Origin of the sequence: Streptomyces sp. NPDC056128 (assembly GCF_042263835.1) — a bacterium.
GTDB lineage: Bacteria > Actinomycetota > Actinomycetes > Streptomycetales > Streptomycetaceae > Streptomyces.
Map to the genome: position 1 here is coordinate 100209 of NZ_JBHJVQ010000015.1, position 16602 is coordinate 116810.

Sequence of the window (16602 nt, forward strand, 5' to 3'; positions counted from 1 at the left end):
AGGCTCAGGCGCCGGTTTCCGCCCCTCCTCGGGGGACCCGCAGCTCGGGTTCCGCTCGCAGTCCCGCGAGGTCGGCGCCGCTCTCGGTCAGCACCCGCTCGATCTCCGCCACGGACTCGGCGTCCGTCCCGGCCTCGTCCAGCAGCGCGGCCAGCAGATGGGTCGTGCCGACGGTGGGCGAGCCGTTCGCGGAGGCGGTGAGCTGGGTGACGTGCAGGAGCCGCCGGTCGAAGTCGGCGGTGGCGTCGACCTCCGGGGGCTCGCCCTCCGCGACTCCGGTGGTGGGGAGCAGCACGCGGGCGACAGCGGCCTGCCGTACGCCGTGCCGACGCAGAAGTTCCGCCCCTCGGTTCGCTCCCGCGAGCTGCTCGGGCAGCTCACGTCCCGCGACCGTCAACGACCGCTCCAGGGCCAGGATGCCGAGAAGCACGTCGACGGGCTCAAGCTCCGGAGCCCCGCGCCGTACCGCGCCCCGCCGGGCCTCCGAGCGCACCACGCCCACGACCGCGGAGCCGAAGCCCGCGCCACCCCCGAAGATCCAGGCGGTGAACTTCCGCGTCAGCGGATTACCGCTCTTCCCGAAGGTCCCCGCCTTGCGCAGCATCAGTACGGTGCCGGGCTCAGGCGCCTCGTCCTTCCCCTTCAGCTCGTCGAGCGCGGCGGAGGCGGCGGAGACGTCCAGCTTCTCCACGACCATGGCCTCGCGGGCCCGCGTGTCGGGCAGCTCGACCAAGGCGCGCGCCACATGGCGGACGCGAACGGAAAGGGTGCCCTCCGCACGTGCGGCCTCCAGCGCCAGGCGCAGACAGGTCCGCAACGCACCGGTCATCGGCGGCAGTTCGATCCCACCCGGCGCCACGTCCTCCTTCCGCCTCTTCCAGCGCAGCCTGCGGGCCTCCTCCTGCCGGACCTCCCGCCAGAGGGCGTCGACCTCCCGCTCGTCATCCGGACTGCCCACCCTCCCGTCCCCCTCATCCCCGCTGACCCACACCGAGGTCCCCCGGCTCGCGATCGACCCGCCGAGCGTCCCGGCGGCCCTCATCCCGGGCGCTATCGCGGACCCCGCGGCTTCGTCGCCCGCCACGAGCGCGCTGAGCAGGCTCTCCGTACCGACGTCGTCGCGTCCCTGCTTGGCGACCGTGCGTACGGCCTCCAGCATCAGACTGACGACGTCCCTCTCGAACTCGGTACTCGCGTCGCCGCTACGGTCGGACGTGCGCTGGTCCATCGGGCCTTCCCTCCGTGGAGTCACCTGGCGTACAGGACGCTAGCCCGACCCTTCCCGACTCCGCGTCGTCCGACCGGCCAGGGTTGCGGGCCGAACGGACACCTTGTGCGGGGCGGCGGTTTGCCCGAGCCGTGAGCGCACCCAAGGGCTGCACCCGTCCTGCCGACTGCCGACTGCCGAGGAGGGCTTGAGTCAGACCTGGCCGAGGTCGATTTCCACCGGGAAGGGGGCCGCTACCTTGACGACAGCGGTGAACACGTCTCCGTCCCTGTAGGTCTTGGTCGCGGGGTCGAGCACATAGGTGTACACGAGAGGCACGCCTGTGGCGGCCTGCTCGATCCGCCAATAGAAGTCGATGCCTGCCTTGGCGTATTGGTCGACCTTCACGATCCGGTCGGTGGTCTCCGAGCCTGGCGACACCACTTCCGCGACCAGCAGCACGTGCTCAGGGCGGGTGGGGATGATGTCGATCGTATCCGCGCGGTACACGATGACGTCCGGGCGGCGATTGGTGAGCGGGACGTCCTGAAGCCGGACGTCGAAGTCGGTGTCGGCGTTCCACTCCGGGCCCGCGGCGGCATCCAGGGCGTTGGCCAGAATTCGGGCCAGCCGGTTGTGCCGCTTGGACGCACTCGGACTCACGACGACCATCCCGTCCACGATCTCGATCCCAGCGCACTGCTCCTCGGACCAGGACTCGTACTCCTCCGCCGTGATCTGCTCATGCATCCACGCCGGGGCCACCATCTCGGCCGTCATGAAGCACCTCCCGGACACTGTGCTGCGGACCCGATCCCACTGGACTCAGCGTACTGTCTGCCATCCGTCCGGCACGCTGCTCACGCAAACGGCCCCCGGCAGTGGATCCGAGGCGGAATTGGAGCCTCCCTGGGGAAGAAATCCCAGTTCAGAGCGGTAATGCATCCTGCCCCGTCGCAGGATTCGAACCTGCGACACCCGTTCCAGGAGTTCGATCTACGCCCGCCCCTGGTGTCGTCGTCTGCTGGCCCGACGGTCGCGCGGGGTTGTTGCTGTGCGCCACGGTACGGGAGCCGGGGAACGGGTGCTCTACCCACTGCTCCAGGTAGCCGGCTTCGCCGTGCGTCCGCAACAGGGCCTCGGCGGCCTCTGTCCCCGAGCACGCCGGCCGATGTACTCATGCTGAGGATTCCGCAGCGCGACATGTGCCCAAGGCGTGATGTCAGCAGGGGTCGCCTCGGCGGAGTTGCGGAGCGCCCATGCATACGAGGGGCTAAGGCAGGTCGGGCAGGTCGGGGCGGACCAATGCCTGAGCGAATGGTTCTCCGGTGGCCCGGGCGTAGGCCATCCGCTCGCGTACCTCGCTGAGGGTGCGCGGGCGGTAGCCGGGGCCGCCGCAGCAGCTCTTGTGGAAGCGCACGCCGGCGTGCAGCAGCACGGAGAGGGTGCGCCAGGCAGCGGCGTCCCGCTTCTTGGGCGCCGCGAAAGCGGAGCCGACGTGGATCAGTGGTTCGGCGCAGCGTGGACAGACCCGGTCGTGGTCGTAGTAGCCGGGGTAGGGCTGCTTGTACGAGGCCCGGCAGGGCAGGCAAACGTACGAGGTCTTTCCATGGGCCATGCGGGAAGGGTAGAGCGGCCACAGGGCCGGGCTCGACAGGTTTCCGGCATGCTGGGCAGTCTCTGCAGCACCGGCGGGGCGGCGATCGCCTCGCGGCAGCGCCCGTGAAGACCGGCCGCCCCTCTCGCTGCGTCATGCCCGTCTCAGTGCAAGGCCTCGATCGCGCGCAGGACCAGGGCACGGGCGTCGGAGCCGTAGACGGCCATGCCGCGCAGCTCCTCGAATGCCTCGGAGTACAGGCTGACTTCGGAGGGCTGGGTGATACGCACCCGTGCCGAGACCAGCTCGACGGAGACGAGCCGGTCGTCGTACATGTGGAAGGTCTCGCGCGGCCACTGCACCCGCGAGGGCACGGCCATGGGGATGATCCCGAGGGAGACCTGCGGCAGCGCGCCGGCGGTGAGGAGGTGGCCGAGCTGCGCGGCCATCGCCTCCGGTTCGCACACCTGGTAGCGGAGCGCTGCCTCTTCGACGACGAACACGAAGGTGCGCCCGGCCCGGTGGATGATCTGGGAGCGGTCGACCCGAGCGCGTGCGGCCGCGGCGCTGTCGTCGACAGGGACGTCCCTGAAGCGGGCGCTGATGCCGAGGACGCCGGCGGCGTAGCCCTCGGTCTGCAGCAGGCCGGGGACCAGGGAGGCGGAGTAGACGCGGAAGTGGCGGGTGTCCCGGAAGAGGCGGGGCTCGCGGCCCTGGAGTGCGGCGAGGCCTTCGCGTACCTGGGTGCGCCACTCGGTGTACATGGACTCGGCGTGCAGGGACTGGGAGATGAGGTCGTCGACCTGGTCCAGGGCGTCGCAGGCCTGGCACCACAGGCGGATGTCCGTGGCGTTGGGTGCGGTGTGCGAGTTCTCGATCCGTGAAGTCTTGGCGTGGTGCCAGCCGCACCGGTCGGCCAGCTCAGTGATCGTCAGCCCCGCGCTCCGGCGCATGTCGCGCAGTCGCTGGGCCACGACTTGGCGTGCGGCCTGCGCCGAGGAGGACGGGGAGATGGGCATGAGCTGGCCTGTCCGGTGCGTGCTGTCAGGTGATCGTGTACTGGTCGTGCGGTGTGGATCGGGCCCACACGTTTTCGAAGGCCGCCGCACACAGCTTGGCGGAGGCCGGGTCGTCGGTGACTTCCCCGCCGAGGCTGCGCCCGTCGCCGCTGAAGTGGTTCCACCTCACCAGCTGGTCGTCGAACAGCCAGAAGTCGTTGCCGGGCAGGGCGATGTCCGACGCCTCGCGGCGTGGCAGCCAGCTCACGTGTTCGCCGGCGGCCACATTCGTGAAGGTCGTGTCGTACAGGTAGTGGCTGTACTCGCTTGCCGGTTCGGAGATGATGCGGGCCCGGCGCACGACGACACCGCGGGCGGTGGTCTCCTGCACCAGGTCCAGCCACGGCCGCCACCAGGAGGCGCGGTCGCCGGGATCGTGACGGAATCCTCGGTGCCAGTCGGCGAAGGGGCCGGCCTCGTAGTCGACGGCGTAGCTGTCCCGCATTTCGAGGTGGACCGCGGAGCGGGTGGCGGCGGCCAGCAGATCAGTGAACGCGGCCGGCACGTTCGACCGCATCGCATGCCTCCCTGATCATCGCAACCATCCTGGCGGGGATACGGACCACGGCTTCATGCTCGGGGATGCCGACGGCGTGGCCGGGCACCGTGAAGGCGGCGCACTCGGCTGCGGTCGCCTCGTCGGGCTTCCACCCCTGCAGCACGAGTTCCTTCTTCTCCTCGTCGACCCAGACGGTCGGACTCTCCTCGTCCCCGGTGTTCGGGTCGATGCCGATGAACCGTAATGACATGGCTGCCTCCGGCGCATGCTGTGTGCAGGACTGTGCACAACGGTCGCGCGCCTGCGCGCTTCGGTCAAGGGATGGCAACGGTCACTCAACCCGAACGCGTGAATGTGTGCACAGATCTGCACATCGCTGGCACCGCCGCATATCCCACTCCTAGCGTCGGGCCGGACGACAGATCCCGGCGAGGCGGCTCCCTCCCGGGGGTGGGCGATGCTGCGAAGGAACGTCGACATGAGACACGCCACCGGCCCGCAGACAACCGCCGAGGAACAGCTCTCGGCACCGCTCGACACCACGGTGATGCGCGAGACCACCAGCCTCCTGCTCGGACCGGACCAGGCGCCGGAAGCCCTGCCGGTAGCCGACCTGGACCTGCCCGTCCTCACCAGCGCACTGCGAGGACACCTCGAACTGCTGATCCCGGAGGTGGAACATGCCGCTGAGCAGCTGCCCTCGACGAGCATCCCCCGGTACTGCGCGCTCGCGTGCGTCGGCGAGGCCCGCGGCAAGCTGCGCGCCGAACCGTCCCGCCGCTACGGCGGAGAGGCCGGCCACGCCCGCCGACTCGCCCGCGTCCTGGTCGCCCTGTGCGACCACCACGATGTCCTGCACCCGCGTCAACCGGACGCCTGAGCACCTCAATCCAGCAGCCCTCCCCGGGCTGTACTTCAGTCCCCCGCCAGCCCCCGCGCTCCGGCACCTCGGGGAGCTGGCGGGCCCAGCCGCCTCCACCCGGACGCGGCCGACCCCACCAGGAGGACGACGTGACCGTCGCGTTGGCACCTTCCACCACCCGTACACGGGACCCGCAGGAAATCCTCAACGCGGTCGCCCCCCACATCAGCGAACTCACCGTCAACATCTTCGACTCCGGCCTGCCCCTGTGGGATCGCGAGATCGCCCTGCTCCTGCGCGACCACACCATGGTCCGCGACATGGCCGAGCGCATCCTGGGCAACGCCGCCATGTACGTCATGGGCTCGATCGAGAATCCGGACGTGCACCTCGGCGTCGGCAAGCTCGTCGACATCGGCGTCCACCAGCTCATCCTCGACACCCCCGTCTGGTGGGGCATCTGCCGTCTGTACAACGGCGGCCGCTTCAAGCACCACGCCCCGTTCATCGAGCGGCGCAGCGACGGCCTGTGCCTGCGCACCGGTGACTTCCTCAAGTCCCAGGGCTGGGCCATCGACGAGGAACTGTGGGCCATCGACGGCGCGGACTGCTCACCGTGCGACAGCAAGGTCCCCGACAGCCACTGAGCGCACTACAGTCAGCCCCTGCCCTCGCGGCTCTCCGAGGGCAGGGGTCCCGACCACCAGAGGAAGCAGCGTGCCCGTACCCCACGACATCGCCGCCGAGACCGAACTCTGGGACGCCTACGCCAAGAGCGCGTTCGACGCCGAGGCCAAGCCGGGGTTCTGCTGGACGCAGTACGCCGGCCATGGACCGGGCCCCGAACTCCTCGGCTCCCCGGCATCGGTGCTGGAGATCGGTTGCGGCACCGGCCGCGCCCTCGCCCACCTCGCGCAGCAGGGCGTGAAGGCGACCGGAGTGGACCTGTCCCCCCGCATGGCCCAACTGGCGGGCGAGCGGTGGGCGCAACTCGGCGTCCACATCAAGCAGTCAGAGGTCCTCGACTGGCTCGCCACGGACGACGCCCGCTACGACGCGGTGTACTCCATCTTCGGCGCGGCCTGGTTCACCGAACCATCCCGTCTCTTTCCTCTGGTCCGTCAACGCCTGTCCCCAGGAGGGGTATTCGTCTTCTCCCAGCCGCCCGCGATCCCCGGCGCCTACGGGCCGCAGGGCATGTACAAGGGCGGCTTCGCAGGGAAGGCGATGTTCACCTACCGGTACAGCTACAAGCCCGCGGTGTGGCAGCGGCATCTTCTCCGGGCCGGTTTCACCACCGCGGAGGCCCGCGTGGTGGAGGCGCCGGAGGCCGGACACATCGGCACGCTCATTGTTCGAGCCCACGCCTGAGATCTGGCGACTGAGGCCAGCGGCCAGCCACATGTCGCCCTGTTCGCCCTGGGCGAGGTTCTGCCGGAGGCGTTCGGCTCGGAGGCGTTCGCTGGTTGCCCGGCGGTGGTCGGCGATCCGTGTGTCGGCTGGCTCTGTTCACGAGATGTCGAGTTCTGACAATAAGCGCGTGAGGTGTCGGTCCGGCTCACGCGCTGTAGTCGCCGTTGGTGAGGATGGTGTGGGCGGCTCCCAAGAGCCGTGCACAGCGCCGAGTCATGGCCGCGGGGGACTGGTCGGGGCGGTTGATCCACCAGCGGACCAGGGCGGTGCACAGACCGCGCCATGCGTGCTTCAGGGCGTCGGCGTCGAGCGGGTCGCTGGTTCCGGCGGCGTGCAGGAGGTCGGCGGTGCCGGTCGCGGCGAGGTCGTCGATGGCGTCGCGGTAGTGGGCCGCGCGGTGGGCGGCGTCGCTGCCGGGCGGCAGTGAAGGGTCGTAGAGGACGAACCATGCCTCGCGCTGCCCGTCGAGTGCGGTGAACAGGGCGTGCAGCACGCGCAGGGGAGTGGGCGGTGCGTCGGCGTCATGTTCGGCCATCGCGGCGCGGATGGCGCCCAGCAGCCGGTCGCCGACCGGGTTGAGGCAGGCGAGGTAGAGGTCCTGCTTGCTGCCGAAGTACTGGTGCACGAGTGGTTTCGTGACGCCGACGCGGGTGGCGATGGCGGCCAGGGTGGTGGCCTCGTAGCCGTGGCGGCCGAACTCCTCAGTGGCAGCGGCCAGGACCTGTCGTTCGCGTGCGGCCCTCGGTACACCCTTGGTGCCGGCCCTGGAGGAGAGCGTTGTCATGGAACCAGATCTTACCCTAGGGTAATTTACCGATGGGTAAATTCCTCTTCCCTGGACCCCGCTGGAGCGCGCCCATGCCGGCCACCGCGACTGACCCCCACACCCCCCACACCCGGTCCTGGTGGGGCTGGGGCTATGCCGACGCCCACCCCGACGACGCCGAATGCGTCGCCATGGGGGCCCTGCTGCCGGGCACCCCGGCCCGCCCGCTGCCGATCCCCCGGGTCACCGACCTGCCCATCGGCCGGCCCGCCGCGATGCCCCCGCCTTCGCTGACGCACCTGATCACGGCCGACCCGCAGGCACGCGCCGCCCACGCGATGGGCAAGGCGTACCGCGACGTCATCCGGGCCCTGCACGGCCGGCCCGGCCGGATCCCCGACCTCGTCGCCCAGCCGACCACCGACCAGGATGTGGCCGACCTGCTGGACTGGGCCGGCGAGCACGGCGTGGCGGTCATTCCCTTCGGGGGCGGCTCCTCGGTGGTCGGTGGCGTGGAGTACCGCGGCGACACCCACCACGCGGTGCTCTCGCTCGACCTGACCTCGATGGATCGCGTCCTGGAGATCGACACCGCAAGCCGCTCGGCCCGCATCCAGGCCGGGGCCCTGGGTCCTGTGCTGGAGGCCCAGTTGCGGCCCCACGGCCTGACCCTGCGCCACTTCCCACAGAGCTTCGAGTTCTCCACCCTCGGCGGCTGGCTGGCCACCCGGGCCGGCGGCCACTACGCCACCCTCCACACCCACATCGACGACTTCGTGCAGTCCCTGCACGTGGTCACGCCCGCCGGGATCAGCACGTCCTGGCGACTGCCCGCATCCGGCGCCGGACCATCGCCCGACCGGCTCTTCCTCGGATCCGAGGGCACGCTCGGCGTCATCACCGAGGCATGGATGCGCCTGCAGGAGCGCCCCCGCCACAAAGCCTCCGCGTCCGTGGCCTTCGCCGACCTGCACCGCGCACTGGACGCGGTGCGGGCCATCGCCCAGTCCGACCTCGCCCCGGCCAACTGCCGCCTGCTCGACCCCGGCGAGGCGCTACTGTCCGGCGTCTCCCACGACGGCTCCGCCGTCCTGGTCCTGGGCTTCGAGTCCGCCACCGCCCCGGTCGACGACCGCCTCGCGGCCGCCGTGGACCTGGCCCGCGCCCACGGTGGTCGCGGCGGGGCGGCTGCGGCGGACCACGACGCCCCGGCAGACGCGGCCGTGGGCGCCTGGCGCTCAGCGTTTCTGCGCATGCCCTACCTGCGCGACGGCCTGGCCCGCATGGGGGCCGTCGTCGAGACCTTCGAGACCGCCGCCACCTGGGACACGATTCCCGCCCTGATCGACGCCGTCCGCAACGAGGTCGGCGCCGCCGCCTCGAAGGCCACAGGCCACCCGGCCACCATCAACTGCCGCCTCACCCACGTCTACCCCGACGGCGCCGCCCCCTACTTCACCGTGGCGGTCGCCGGCCGGCCGGGCGACGAGGTCGAGGTCTGGGACGACATCAAGGCCGCCGCGACCGACGTCCTGCACCGCCACCGCGCCACCATCACCCACCACCACGCCGTCGGCCGTGACCACCGCCCCGGCTACGACCTCCAGCGCCCGGAGCCCTTCGCGCAGGCACTGCACGCCGCCAAGGACGCCCTGGACCCCCACCGCATCCTCAATCCCGGGGTCCTGCTCGACTGACAGACGGCGGCAATCGGGCGGGCGGCGGGAACTGCCACAACGGCTCTCCCACGCCGCGTCCTCCGACGGCGAGACACGGGTGGCGATGTCCTCAAGCCGCACGCGGGCTTCTCCTCCGGTCCAGCTGAGTGAAGTGGTCTCGCGCAGGCGCACCGTGACGCCGGCCCCCGGCAGTTCGAGGCGGCCGACGCCGTCAACCTTGAGGCGGTGCGCTTCCTCGAACCGCTGTTGCCGGACGCCAGTGACGATGTCCTCGGCATCGCCGGCGCGCTGGAGTTCGAGCTGGCTACACAGCCGTCGTCGGCGCGAGACGGGGACGGCGTGGCGACAATGGGACAAGGCCCGGGAGATGGCAGGGCGGCTGGCCACGGACTACTACCACCCGGTGACGTCGTTCTCGCAGGCCATCATGGGTGCCCGCGCCGTGACAATCGCGGTGGAACTGCGCCAAGGCGGCGAGTCCGTGCGGCAAGCCGTCCGCGCGGATGAGGTGACCATCCCGTCCCGGCCGCGCCGGGCCCGGCACAGCATCGAGGAGGCCCGCGGCTACCAGCTGGACGGGCAACCGGACGTGGCCATCGCGACGTTGGAGAAGGCGCATCGCTCGGCACCCGAGACGATCGCGTACAACGGATACGCGCGCAGGATCATCCTTGAGGAAGTCGAGTCCAAGCAGGCGGGCCGCCGTCGGCGCGCGTCGGAACTGGCACTGAAGGTCGGCGTCCTGGCCGCATAGAGAAGCCGGTGGGCCAGGGTCGTTCAGGGGTCAGCCGAGGGCGGGCATCGCACCAGAGCGCCAGTCGTCCACCCGCTTGCGGACTCCGCTGACCATGGGCAGATCGTCAACCGCGGACGGATCGAACCATCTGACTTCCGTGGACTCGCTGGACACGGCCAACTGCCCCCCGACGGGCCGGGCCAGGAAGCAAATGGAGAACTCCTGGCGTACCTCTCCGTCGTCATAGGCGAAGACGTGCCGGGGGTTCGAGTATGTGCCGACGATCCCGACCACCGCGACATCGAGGCCAGTTTCCTCTCGGGTCTCCCGGACGGCGCACTCAGGCAAGGACTCGCCGATGTTCATCGCTCCGCCGGGCAGGGCCCACATGCCGTTGTCGACACGCCGCTGGAGCAGGATGCGGCCGGCGTCGTCGGTGACGACCGCCGAGGCGGCGGGCACCAGGCTGTTGGCCTGCGGTGCCTGGGGGTCGTCCTCGTAGTCACGCCGGCCCATCGGGCCCCTCCCACACTGGCGTTCCGCGGGACCACAGTCCCTCGACGTGCGCGGCGAACCGGTCGAACACACCGTCGTCCTGGTGCCGTCGCAGGTGAAGCGTCGGGGCGTCGTGGCCCACACTGTGTGTCAGCAGCGGCGTGACGATCATGTCGTCGTCGAAGCGGAAGACGCTCAGGTAGGCGTGGCCGCTGGAGAAGCGGGCGTGGATGTCGTGGCCTTTGAGCTTCTCCAGCTCCGTGAGCGTGACGCGAATGCGCGTGGACAGCGACAGGGCCACGTCTTCTTCCTGTTCCCGTGTTCTGGTCAGTTCGCTGTCCGGATCGCCGAGCAGGAAACGCACCCGACAGCCGGCGGACGCCTTGCGTCGCAGCGCCGTCCCGAAGCGTGCCTGCTCAAGCCACAGGAAGTAGTTGGTGTACCCGGCGAACGTCAGCTCCCGTTCAGCCTTGGTGATCAGCGACCGCCAGAGTGAGGCTGGGCACGCCGACCGGTAGGGGAAGACTTCCGCCACCTCGCGATCTGGCCCCGCCTTGACGAGCTTCTTTGTAGCGGCTGGCCACAGCACTGATTCGTCCTCCCCGAGGGCTTCGCTGACGGCCCATCGGTGTCTGGAGTGCGGCACGCGTCCCGTCTGCGTGATCCACCGGCTGACCGTCTTGGTGTCGACACCACACCGCTCGGCTAACTGGCTGTCGCTGATCCGGGCTTGAGCCATGGCCCGGCGCAGTGGCTCGTTCATCGGTACCCCCTGGGACGTTCGGCACGCTTCACACGGTATTCCCAATTGGTCCCGAACGGCCCCTGAACGCAGTTGGAACGACTCGTCTGTGGCATGAGCCTGAGAGCAGCAAGGACCCCGGCGACCGCGCGAACGGCCCCGGGGCGTGGCCGACGCTACGAAGGAGCGCCGACATGCCAGAGAGTAGCCAGCAGGACAGCATCACGCCCACCCTCACCAGCTACGGCTACTGCTCGTGGCACAAAGGCTTCGCCGGGGGTGTGCGGCTCATCGAGGTGATCGAGCAAGGCTCCGGGCCCGGTGGAGCCCTATTCGCCTGCGAGACCTGCCGCCGTATCCACCGCCTGGTCCCGTTCGCCGACCGGCCGTGATCCCGCGCACCCTGGTCGACGCCGCCAGCCTCAGCCGCGCCGTCTACTCCGGCTGGGCCTGCGTCTTCTGCGAAGCCTCCCTCGCGGTGCGCGGTGGCGTATCAGCAGGCCGCGCCCAAGGACGCTCCGGCGCGCACGACTTGAGCATTGAGGTGTACGCCTGCCCGCCCCTCACGGGTTGCGGACGCTCACGACTCCCACAGACTCCCGCCCAGGCCAGGTTGACCGGGCAAGGCGCCCCGGCCCGGGCGGGCCATCCCCATCCGCACCCAGCGAAGGAGATCCCGTGACCATACCTCCGGGCCCCACGCCACCACCCGCCCTGGCCCTGCCCGTGCTCGCGCGCATGCTCATCACCGAAGAGCAGTTCGCCAGCGTCCGCGGCACCGTCATGGATGCCAACCCGGACATGGCCGAGCAGATGGCCGGCCGAATCGTCGACGAGGGCCTGAAGTTCGTGGCCGCCTGCGCGAAGAATCCAGGCCTCGGGCTGGCCCCGTCGCGGATCGTGGACGAAGGCTGGCACGCCCTGATCCTGCACACCGCTCTGTACGCCGAACTGTGTGGCACCCTCGGCGACCAGTTCGTCCACCACTACCCGGGCTACCACCCCACCAACTACGACCCGCCGATCCTCGACCGCACCCGCGAGAAGATCACCGAGCTGGGGTGGGAGGCGGACCAGGAGCTGTGGGGGCCGCCCTCCGACGAGACTCTCGCCTCGGTCGCTGCGAAGTGCCAGCACGCTCCGGACTGCACCATCATCATCACACCCAGGCCGAAGCCCGGAGTGGCATAGCCTGCCCCTGAAGGGAGGCCCGATGTCCGAGTGGATCGACCCGCGCTATGCGGGGCTGGTGGAAGCGTGGAAACGCGCGCAGCAGCCCAAATCGCGCGCCTCGCAGGAACCGCGGCCGGTGCGGGGATTCGTAACCCCGCCAAGGTCCTGACTGGTAGGTGAGACCACGGCCCGTCTCCGCCCGTTGTCGGAGGCGGGCCGCTCTGGAATCTTTGTGGACTCCGGCTTGAAAAGGCCCCTCATTCGAATTGAACGAGGGGCCTTCACCCTCTCTGACCATGTTGTTATGTCTGTGCCCCCGGCAGGATTCGAACCTGCGACACCCGCTTTAAGGAGTTCGATCTACGCCCACTCCTGGTGCCGTGGTCGGCTGGTCCGATGGTCGTCCGGGGGGTGCTGTTGTATGCCGCCGTCCGGCCTCGTTGATGTCAGCCGTGGATGTCAGACAGAGCGGGGAACGATGCACACCGCCCGGTATTCGTACCCGTCCTGCTTGAACCCGGGCGCTTCCCAGGTGAGATCGACCTGCTGCCCTGGGTACAGCGTGCGGAAGCCGGGCGCCTGGATGTCGGAGTAGTGGCCGAAGCATCCTCCGGGAGTCTCCGGCGAGTCGAGGACACCCCAGCCCTCCTCGTCGCTCCACTCACGCACCGTCGCGGTCACGACTGCGATGTCCTTACGGGTGCCTCTGCGGCGACCCATCCGCCTCTCCCTTCACTCATGGCGCTATCAACGGCTGATCGGGATCTCGTAGACGATCTCGCAGTGAGCCGCGGGCACCACGATGTCCGCCGACTCTACGGGCCGACCGTCGTCGCTGTAGTACGTCCGCCGGATGTGCGTGACCAAGCCAGCCTTCTGGACGCCGAGCAACGACGCCTCCTCGGCGGTCGCCTGCCTCGGCGCTGGCTGTTCCACGACGTGGCTGACCCCGATCGCGGCCATGCGGTTCACGACGCCCGCTCCAGCAGGCGGCCCGCCCTCGGGGAGAACGACGAGAGTGCCGGCGGTGAGGTCGTACGGCTCCCAACTCGTCGACAACTGCACCGGCCTGCCGTCCGCCAGGAACTCGTACGCGGTCCGCACACACAGTTCACCCTCGTCGATCCCGAGTCGCGCCGCGATGTCTGCGGGGGCCGGCACCCTGACGTTCGTCCGCCTCTCCCAATCCCCCTGCTTGCCCACGGCCTTCATGTCGGCCCGGAAGGGCGACCCGCTCGGCTGCTCGCGCGCCGACGAACGCACCACCCGCACCCGCTGTCTTGGCTCGGCGACGTAGGTACCCGACCCAGCGCAGCCTTCCAGCACGCCTTGGGAAATCAGAAGCTCTTGCGCCCGACGGACCACGTTCTCACCGACGCCGCATTCCTGGCCGATCTGAGCGCGTGAGGGCAGGCGGTCTCCCGGCTCCCACAGGTGCTCTGCGATCCGCCGCCGGAGTTCGTCGGCGATGCGGAGATAGGGCCCGGTTGCTCAGGCATATGGAAAATCTAGTCCACTAGCTCTAATCAAGTTACCAGTCGCGGTCGCCTCCTGGTGGTTGGCGAAGCGCACGCCAGGGAGACCACCAAGTGCGACTCCCGCGACGACATCCTTGACGCGCGCAGGGCGGGAACCCGGTCCACTGATCACCAGTTGCTGACCAGCGGGACTGAAGAAGCTTATGGCTCTGACCAGTTCAGACGCTGTGGGATTCCGCCGTTGTTGCTCGGCGGCTGTTGACGTTGGTGGCCCAGGGGCGGCCCTGGCACTGAGAGCGTCGGTAGGGTTCGGGCACTGGTCATAGAGCATCAAGGGGATGTCGCTCATGAACGAAGACGAGATCGCAAGGGCAGTTACGCATGGATTGCACCAGTACGATGCTGATCGACGTGCAGCCGAGCGCCGATGGGCTAGAAAGACCGCTCTTACGTTGTTCGTCATTGCCCTCGTCTTCGGCCTGCTCATACTGGCTTCCTTCGGCAAGCTCTGACGGTGAGGCTGTCGGTCGCCTCTCCGGGCACAGTGCCCACGACTCTGCTTTTTCTTCGGTTTCTGTACAGCCAGAACTGACCGACGGTGGCCGGGACCTGCGGCCGCCTTGTCGATCAACAGCCTGACCTGCTGCCGAGCTGTCGGCGTCTGTCGACGGTGGTCACCATTGAGCGCCCTTCCACGGCCCGAGGACGGCCCGGGAGCGTACTCACATGCCGGTGTACTGATCATCGGTCCCGCTCACCAGCGGGCCTGAACAAAGTCCACGGCTCTGACCAGCTCAGATGCCGTGGGCTTCTGGCATTGTTGGTTGGCGTCGGGCGCCCTCGCACGGCCCAGAGACGGCCCAACGTTGGGACCGATCACTCAAGCGGCTAGGCCGTCACCCGCAGCTGTTCACTGTAGAGCCACGCGAACGTGCGGTCAGGTCGAGGTGAGCGTCTCCCCAGTGGATGACACGGAAACCCTTCTTTGGGGCGGCTGTGAAAAACAGACACACGAGTCGACCGCCCTCCGATGGCCCACAGACGGCCCAGCAACCTGGCCATTATGGGCCTATACTGCCGTCACCTTCGATCGTGCACGAAGACGACTCTTAAGAAGAAGGAGAAGGGAAGGGGCGGAGAGCTTGCGCCCGCTGGAGCAAGTACTCACTAAACCGCTGAGCTTTGGTCGCCCTCTCCAGAATGACACCCTCTCTGCCGAGGTAGACCGCAGACCAATCCTTGAGGTTCTCAAAAAGCTCTTTGAGTACTGCGTCATCCACTCCTGCATCACTCAACGCTAGAGCACGAAGTTGCTGAGGGCTTCGAACGGGGCCGCCGTTTAGGCGCTCTACAATGAGCATAGACAGATGGAACTTAAGATTGCTCTTTTGTGACACGTTCGCCTCAGCGGCGTCGGACAAGATGAAATTGTCGACTTGACGCTGAAGCCTTGCGCCCCATAGGTAGATTGCAAGGTCAATCGATGAGTTGAATACGAGACGGTAGTCCTCGTCATTCTTCAGCAGCGATGAAGGCTTGCCTCGCGACTTATCAGGTCGCGCGAGACCCATTGCAGTGATAGATGCGCCGACGAATTGAATACTTACAATCTTCGAGGGATCCTTACCGTCATTCTTATAGTACCCCTTCCTTCGGTCGTAGTACCATCCCTGAGTCAAGAAGTAGTCCTCAATATTCCGCTGCACTTCGTCTGTTGCGCGCAGCGAGGCGTCCGTAATCGCGGTCTGGCGATTCGTTGCCCTAATGACCAAATCTCTTGTGGCTGCGTCATCGGTTACAATAATTCGCACCAAAAGCATGCGGTCTTCGGCTTCTGAGGTACCCCCGCCTCTGAGTGCTTCAAAGATCTCGTGGCTAGTTTGCAGGCCGTTCACGATCTGAATGTTTGACAGGGAGTACGTTTTTGCAGTGCTGGTCGCCTCGCTGCAAATTAGCGTAACTCCGTTATTAAGCCACCAAAACTCCGGGCTGTCGGGCGCTGTAAGGGAGCTCCTGATCTCTTGATTTACCGAGACGTTCCCTTGGTAGTCCCTGACGTTCCACTCGAATAGGTGGCGACGCAAGCGGCCGTTATCGTCCACAATTAGATTGTAGTAGTCCCGCAATTTCACGAGAGCAACATGGGAGCGCCCACTGGTCGCACTCTCCTGATAATTCATTGCGAGAGTATAGGGCGGACGCTCGTTATATCTAGCCAGCAACTCCTTATCTCCAAGGAGCTCCACGGAAATCGTCCGCGCATCTGGAACTGACGTTAGGATCACTTGCTTAAGGGCGTTCAGCTTCGCCTCAAATTGAGGCGTAATGTTCCGAGAGTCTCCCGGCGCGGCGTATACGACGTTCACGCTAATTCGAGGCCTTCGGGTAAGAAGCTTTTCCCAGGCGTTTCGAAAAATCCCGAATCGTGCAAGCATCGACGAGTTGTACAAGATAGATAGCGACTCAAGGGGTTGCGACAAGTCCAACACGCGCCGCATTGTATTCTCTAGCTTCTCTGCCACTTCTTCTGAGAAACTGGGAGTACGCTTCGCTTGAACAACCCAGATCTCCAAATTCCTGTCCTGGCCGAAATCTCCTGGACGACTGGACTCCGACACGACATCGGAGTCTTCATCCAAAAGCGTGTCGTCGAAGAAAACGTAGACAGCATCGATAGCGCCATCCTGTCCGCCTCCGACAATCCCCGCCTCAATATCCTCCAGACCTAGACCGAAAGGCCGAAGTGCCAACTCGGATGCAAACATCTCAAAGGCGGTACTCGCCTCAACTGAAGGCAAGTTATCCTCTTTCCATGCCTCAAAGAGTCGCATGACCAAGGTTTGTGCATTGCTGGGCATCTTCGGCATTCAGGAACTCCAATTAGAAGCAGCTTATCT

At 67.4% G+C, this 16602-nt stretch carries 18 protein-coding genes and 2 pseudogenes; 8 read left to right on the forward strand and 12 right to left on the reverse strand.

The window, feature by feature from the left end:
• Positions 1-4: 4 nt before the first annotated feature.
• From ACFC1X_RS25395 to ACFC1X_RS25420, 6 genes are all read right to left on the reverse strand, one after another.
• Positions 5-1228: a hypothetical protein gene (locus ACFC1X_RS25395; protein WP_376357246.1), complete on the reverse strand. Its 1224-nt coding sequence runs from the start codon at positions 1226-1228 to the stop codon at positions 5-7.
• 192 nt (positions 1229-1420) lie between these two features.
• Entirely contained in the window at positions 1421-1987 is a 567-nt protein-coding gene (locus ACFC1X_RS25400; protein WP_376357248.1) for a Uma2 family endonuclease, read from the reverse strand.
• A gap of 493 nt (positions 1988-2480) precedes the next feature.
• The gene (locus ACFC1X_RS25405; RefSeq protein WP_376357250.1) at positions 2481-2825 is read right to left on the reverse strand and encodes a deoxyxylulose-5-phosphate synthase; all 345 of its coding nucleotides are present in this window, start codon (positions 2823-2825) and stop codon (positions 2481-2483) included.
• Between the two features lie 143 nt (positions 2826-2968).
• A complete protein-coding gene (locus tag ACFC1X_RS25410; protein WP_376357252.1) occupies positions 2969-3823 on the reverse strand; it encodes a helix-turn-helix domain-containing protein in 855 nt (284 codons plus the stop codon).
• A gap of 25 nt (positions 3824-3848) precedes the next feature.
• Positions 3849-4379 (reverse strand): DUF6879 family protein, encoded by a 531-nt coding sequence (locus tag ACFC1X_RS25415; protein ID WP_376357254.1) that lies wholly within the window; start codon positions 4377-4379, stop codon positions 3849-3851.
• Positions 4348-4611, reverse strand: coding sequence for a hypothetical protein (locus tag ACFC1X_RS25420; protein WP_376357256.1), 264 nt, complete (start codon positions 4609-4611; stop codon positions 4348-4350). Before ACFC1X_RS25420 ends, ACFC1X_RS25415 begins: the two co-directional genes overlap by 32 nt.
• Positions 4612-4839: 228 nt before the next feature.
• On the opposite strand from ACFC1X_RS25420, the gene ACFC1X_RS25425 reads away from it, so the two are divergent.
• The 3 genes from ACFC1X_RS25425 to ACFC1X_RS25435 all read left to right on the forward strand — a co-directional run bounded on the left by ACFC1X_RS25425 (position 4840) and on the right by ACFC1X_RS25435 (position 6594).
• On the forward strand, positions 4840-5241 hold the full coding sequence (locus ACFC1X_RS25425; protein ID WP_376357258.1) for a DUF6415 family natural product biosynthesis protein: 402 nt from the start codon (positions 4840-4842) through the stop codon (positions 5239-5241).
• A 131-nt stretch (positions 5242-5372) separates the two neighbouring features.
• A complete protein-coding gene (locus ACFC1X_RS25430) occupies positions 5373-5870 on the forward strand; it encodes a hypothetical protein (RefSeq protein ID WP_376357260.1) in 498 nt (165 codons plus the stop codon).
• Between the two features lie 70 nt (positions 5871-5940).
• Complete coding sequence (locus ACFC1X_RS25435) at positions 5941-6594, forward strand: class I SAM-dependent methyltransferase (protein ID WP_376357261.1); 654 nt, start codon at positions 5941-5943, stop codon at positions 6592-6594.
• 187 nt (positions 6595-6781) lie between these two features.
• Here the strand turns inward: ACFC1X_RS25435 and ACFC1X_RS25440 are convergent, their stop codons facing one another.
• Positions 6782-7420, reverse strand: a complete 639-nt coding sequence (locus ACFC1X_RS25440; RefSeq protein WP_376357263.1) for a TetR/AcrR family transcriptional regulator — start codon at positions 7418-7420, stop codon at positions 6782-6784.
• Between the two features lie 74 nt (positions 7421-7494).
• Between ACFC1X_RS25440 and ACFC1X_RS25445 the strand changes: the two genes are divergently transcribed.
• Both ACFC1X_RS25445 and ACFC1X_RS25450 read left to right on the forward strand, forming a co-directional pair.
• The gene (locus ACFC1X_RS25445; protein ID WP_376357264.1) at positions 7495-9099 is read left to right on the forward strand and encodes an FAD-binding oxidoreductase; all 1605 of its coding nucleotides are present in this window, start codon (positions 7495-7497) and stop codon (positions 9097-9099) included.
• 141 nt (positions 9100-9240) lie between these two features.
• Positions 9241-9835 (forward strand): annotated as a pseudogene (locus ACFC1X_RS25450) (XRE family transcriptional regulator); the annotation flags it as partial.
• Positions 9836-9865: 30 nt separating this feature from the next.
• Here ACFC1X_RS25450 and ACFC1X_RS25455 read toward each other — a convergent pair.
• Positions 9866-10333 carry an NUDIX domain-containing protein gene (locus ACFC1X_RS25455; protein ID WP_376357266.1) on the reverse strand — a complete coding sequence of 156 codons (468 nt, stop codon included), beginning with the start codon at positions 10331-10333 and terminating at the stop codon, positions 9866-9868.
• Positions 10320-11075 (reverse strand): XRE family transcriptional regulator, encoded by a 756-nt coding sequence (locus tag ACFC1X_RS25460; protein ID WP_376357268.1) that lies wholly within the window; start codon positions 11073-11075, stop codon positions 10320-10322. The genes ACFC1X_RS25455 and ACFC1X_RS25460 overlap by 14 nt, the downstream gene beginning before the upstream one ends.
• Positions 11076-11248: 173 nt before the next feature.
• Here ACFC1X_RS25460 and ACFC1X_RS25465 point away from each other — a divergent pair, with 173 nt between their 5' ends.
• Positions 11249-11446, forward strand: coding sequence for a hypothetical protein (locus ACFC1X_RS25465; protein WP_376357270.1), 198 nt, complete (start codon positions 11249-11251; stop codon positions 11444-11446).
• Positions 11447-11792: 346 nt separating this feature from the next.
• A complete protein-coding gene (locus ACFC1X_RS25470; RefSeq protein WP_376357330.1) occupies positions 11793-12245 on the forward strand; it encodes a glycine-rich domain-containing protein in 453 nt (150 codons plus the stop codon).
• 441 nt (positions 12246-12686) lie between these two features.
• Here ACFC1X_RS25470 and ACFC1X_RS25475 read toward each other — a convergent pair whose 3' ends face one another.
• Both ACFC1X_RS25475 and ACFC1X_RS25480 read right to left on the reverse strand, forming a co-directional pair.
• Positions 12687-12947, reverse strand: coding sequence for a cold-shock protein (locus tag ACFC1X_RS25475; RefSeq protein ID WP_376357272.1), 261 nt, complete (start codon positions 12945-12947; stop codon positions 12687-12689).
• A 27-nt stretch (positions 12948-12974) separates the two neighbouring features.
• Positions 12975-13726 (reverse strand): annotated as a pseudogene (locus ACFC1X_RS25480) (GntR family transcriptional regulator).
• A gap of 326 nt (positions 13727-14052) precedes the next feature.
• Between ACFC1X_RS25480 and ACFC1X_RS25485 the strand changes: the two are divergent.
• Entirely contained in the window at positions 14053-14217 is a 165-nt protein-coding gene (locus tag ACFC1X_RS25485) for a hypothetical protein (RefSeq protein ID WP_376357274.1), read from the forward strand.
• Positions 14218-14814: 597 nt separating this feature from the next.
• Here ACFC1X_RS25485 and ACFC1X_RS25490 read toward each other — a convergent pair.
• Complete coding sequence (locus ACFC1X_RS25490) at positions 14815-16572, reverse strand: AIPR family protein (protein WP_376357276.1); 1758 nt, start codon at positions 16570-16572, stop codon at positions 14815-14817.
• Positions 16573-16602: the final 30 nt, after the last annotated feature.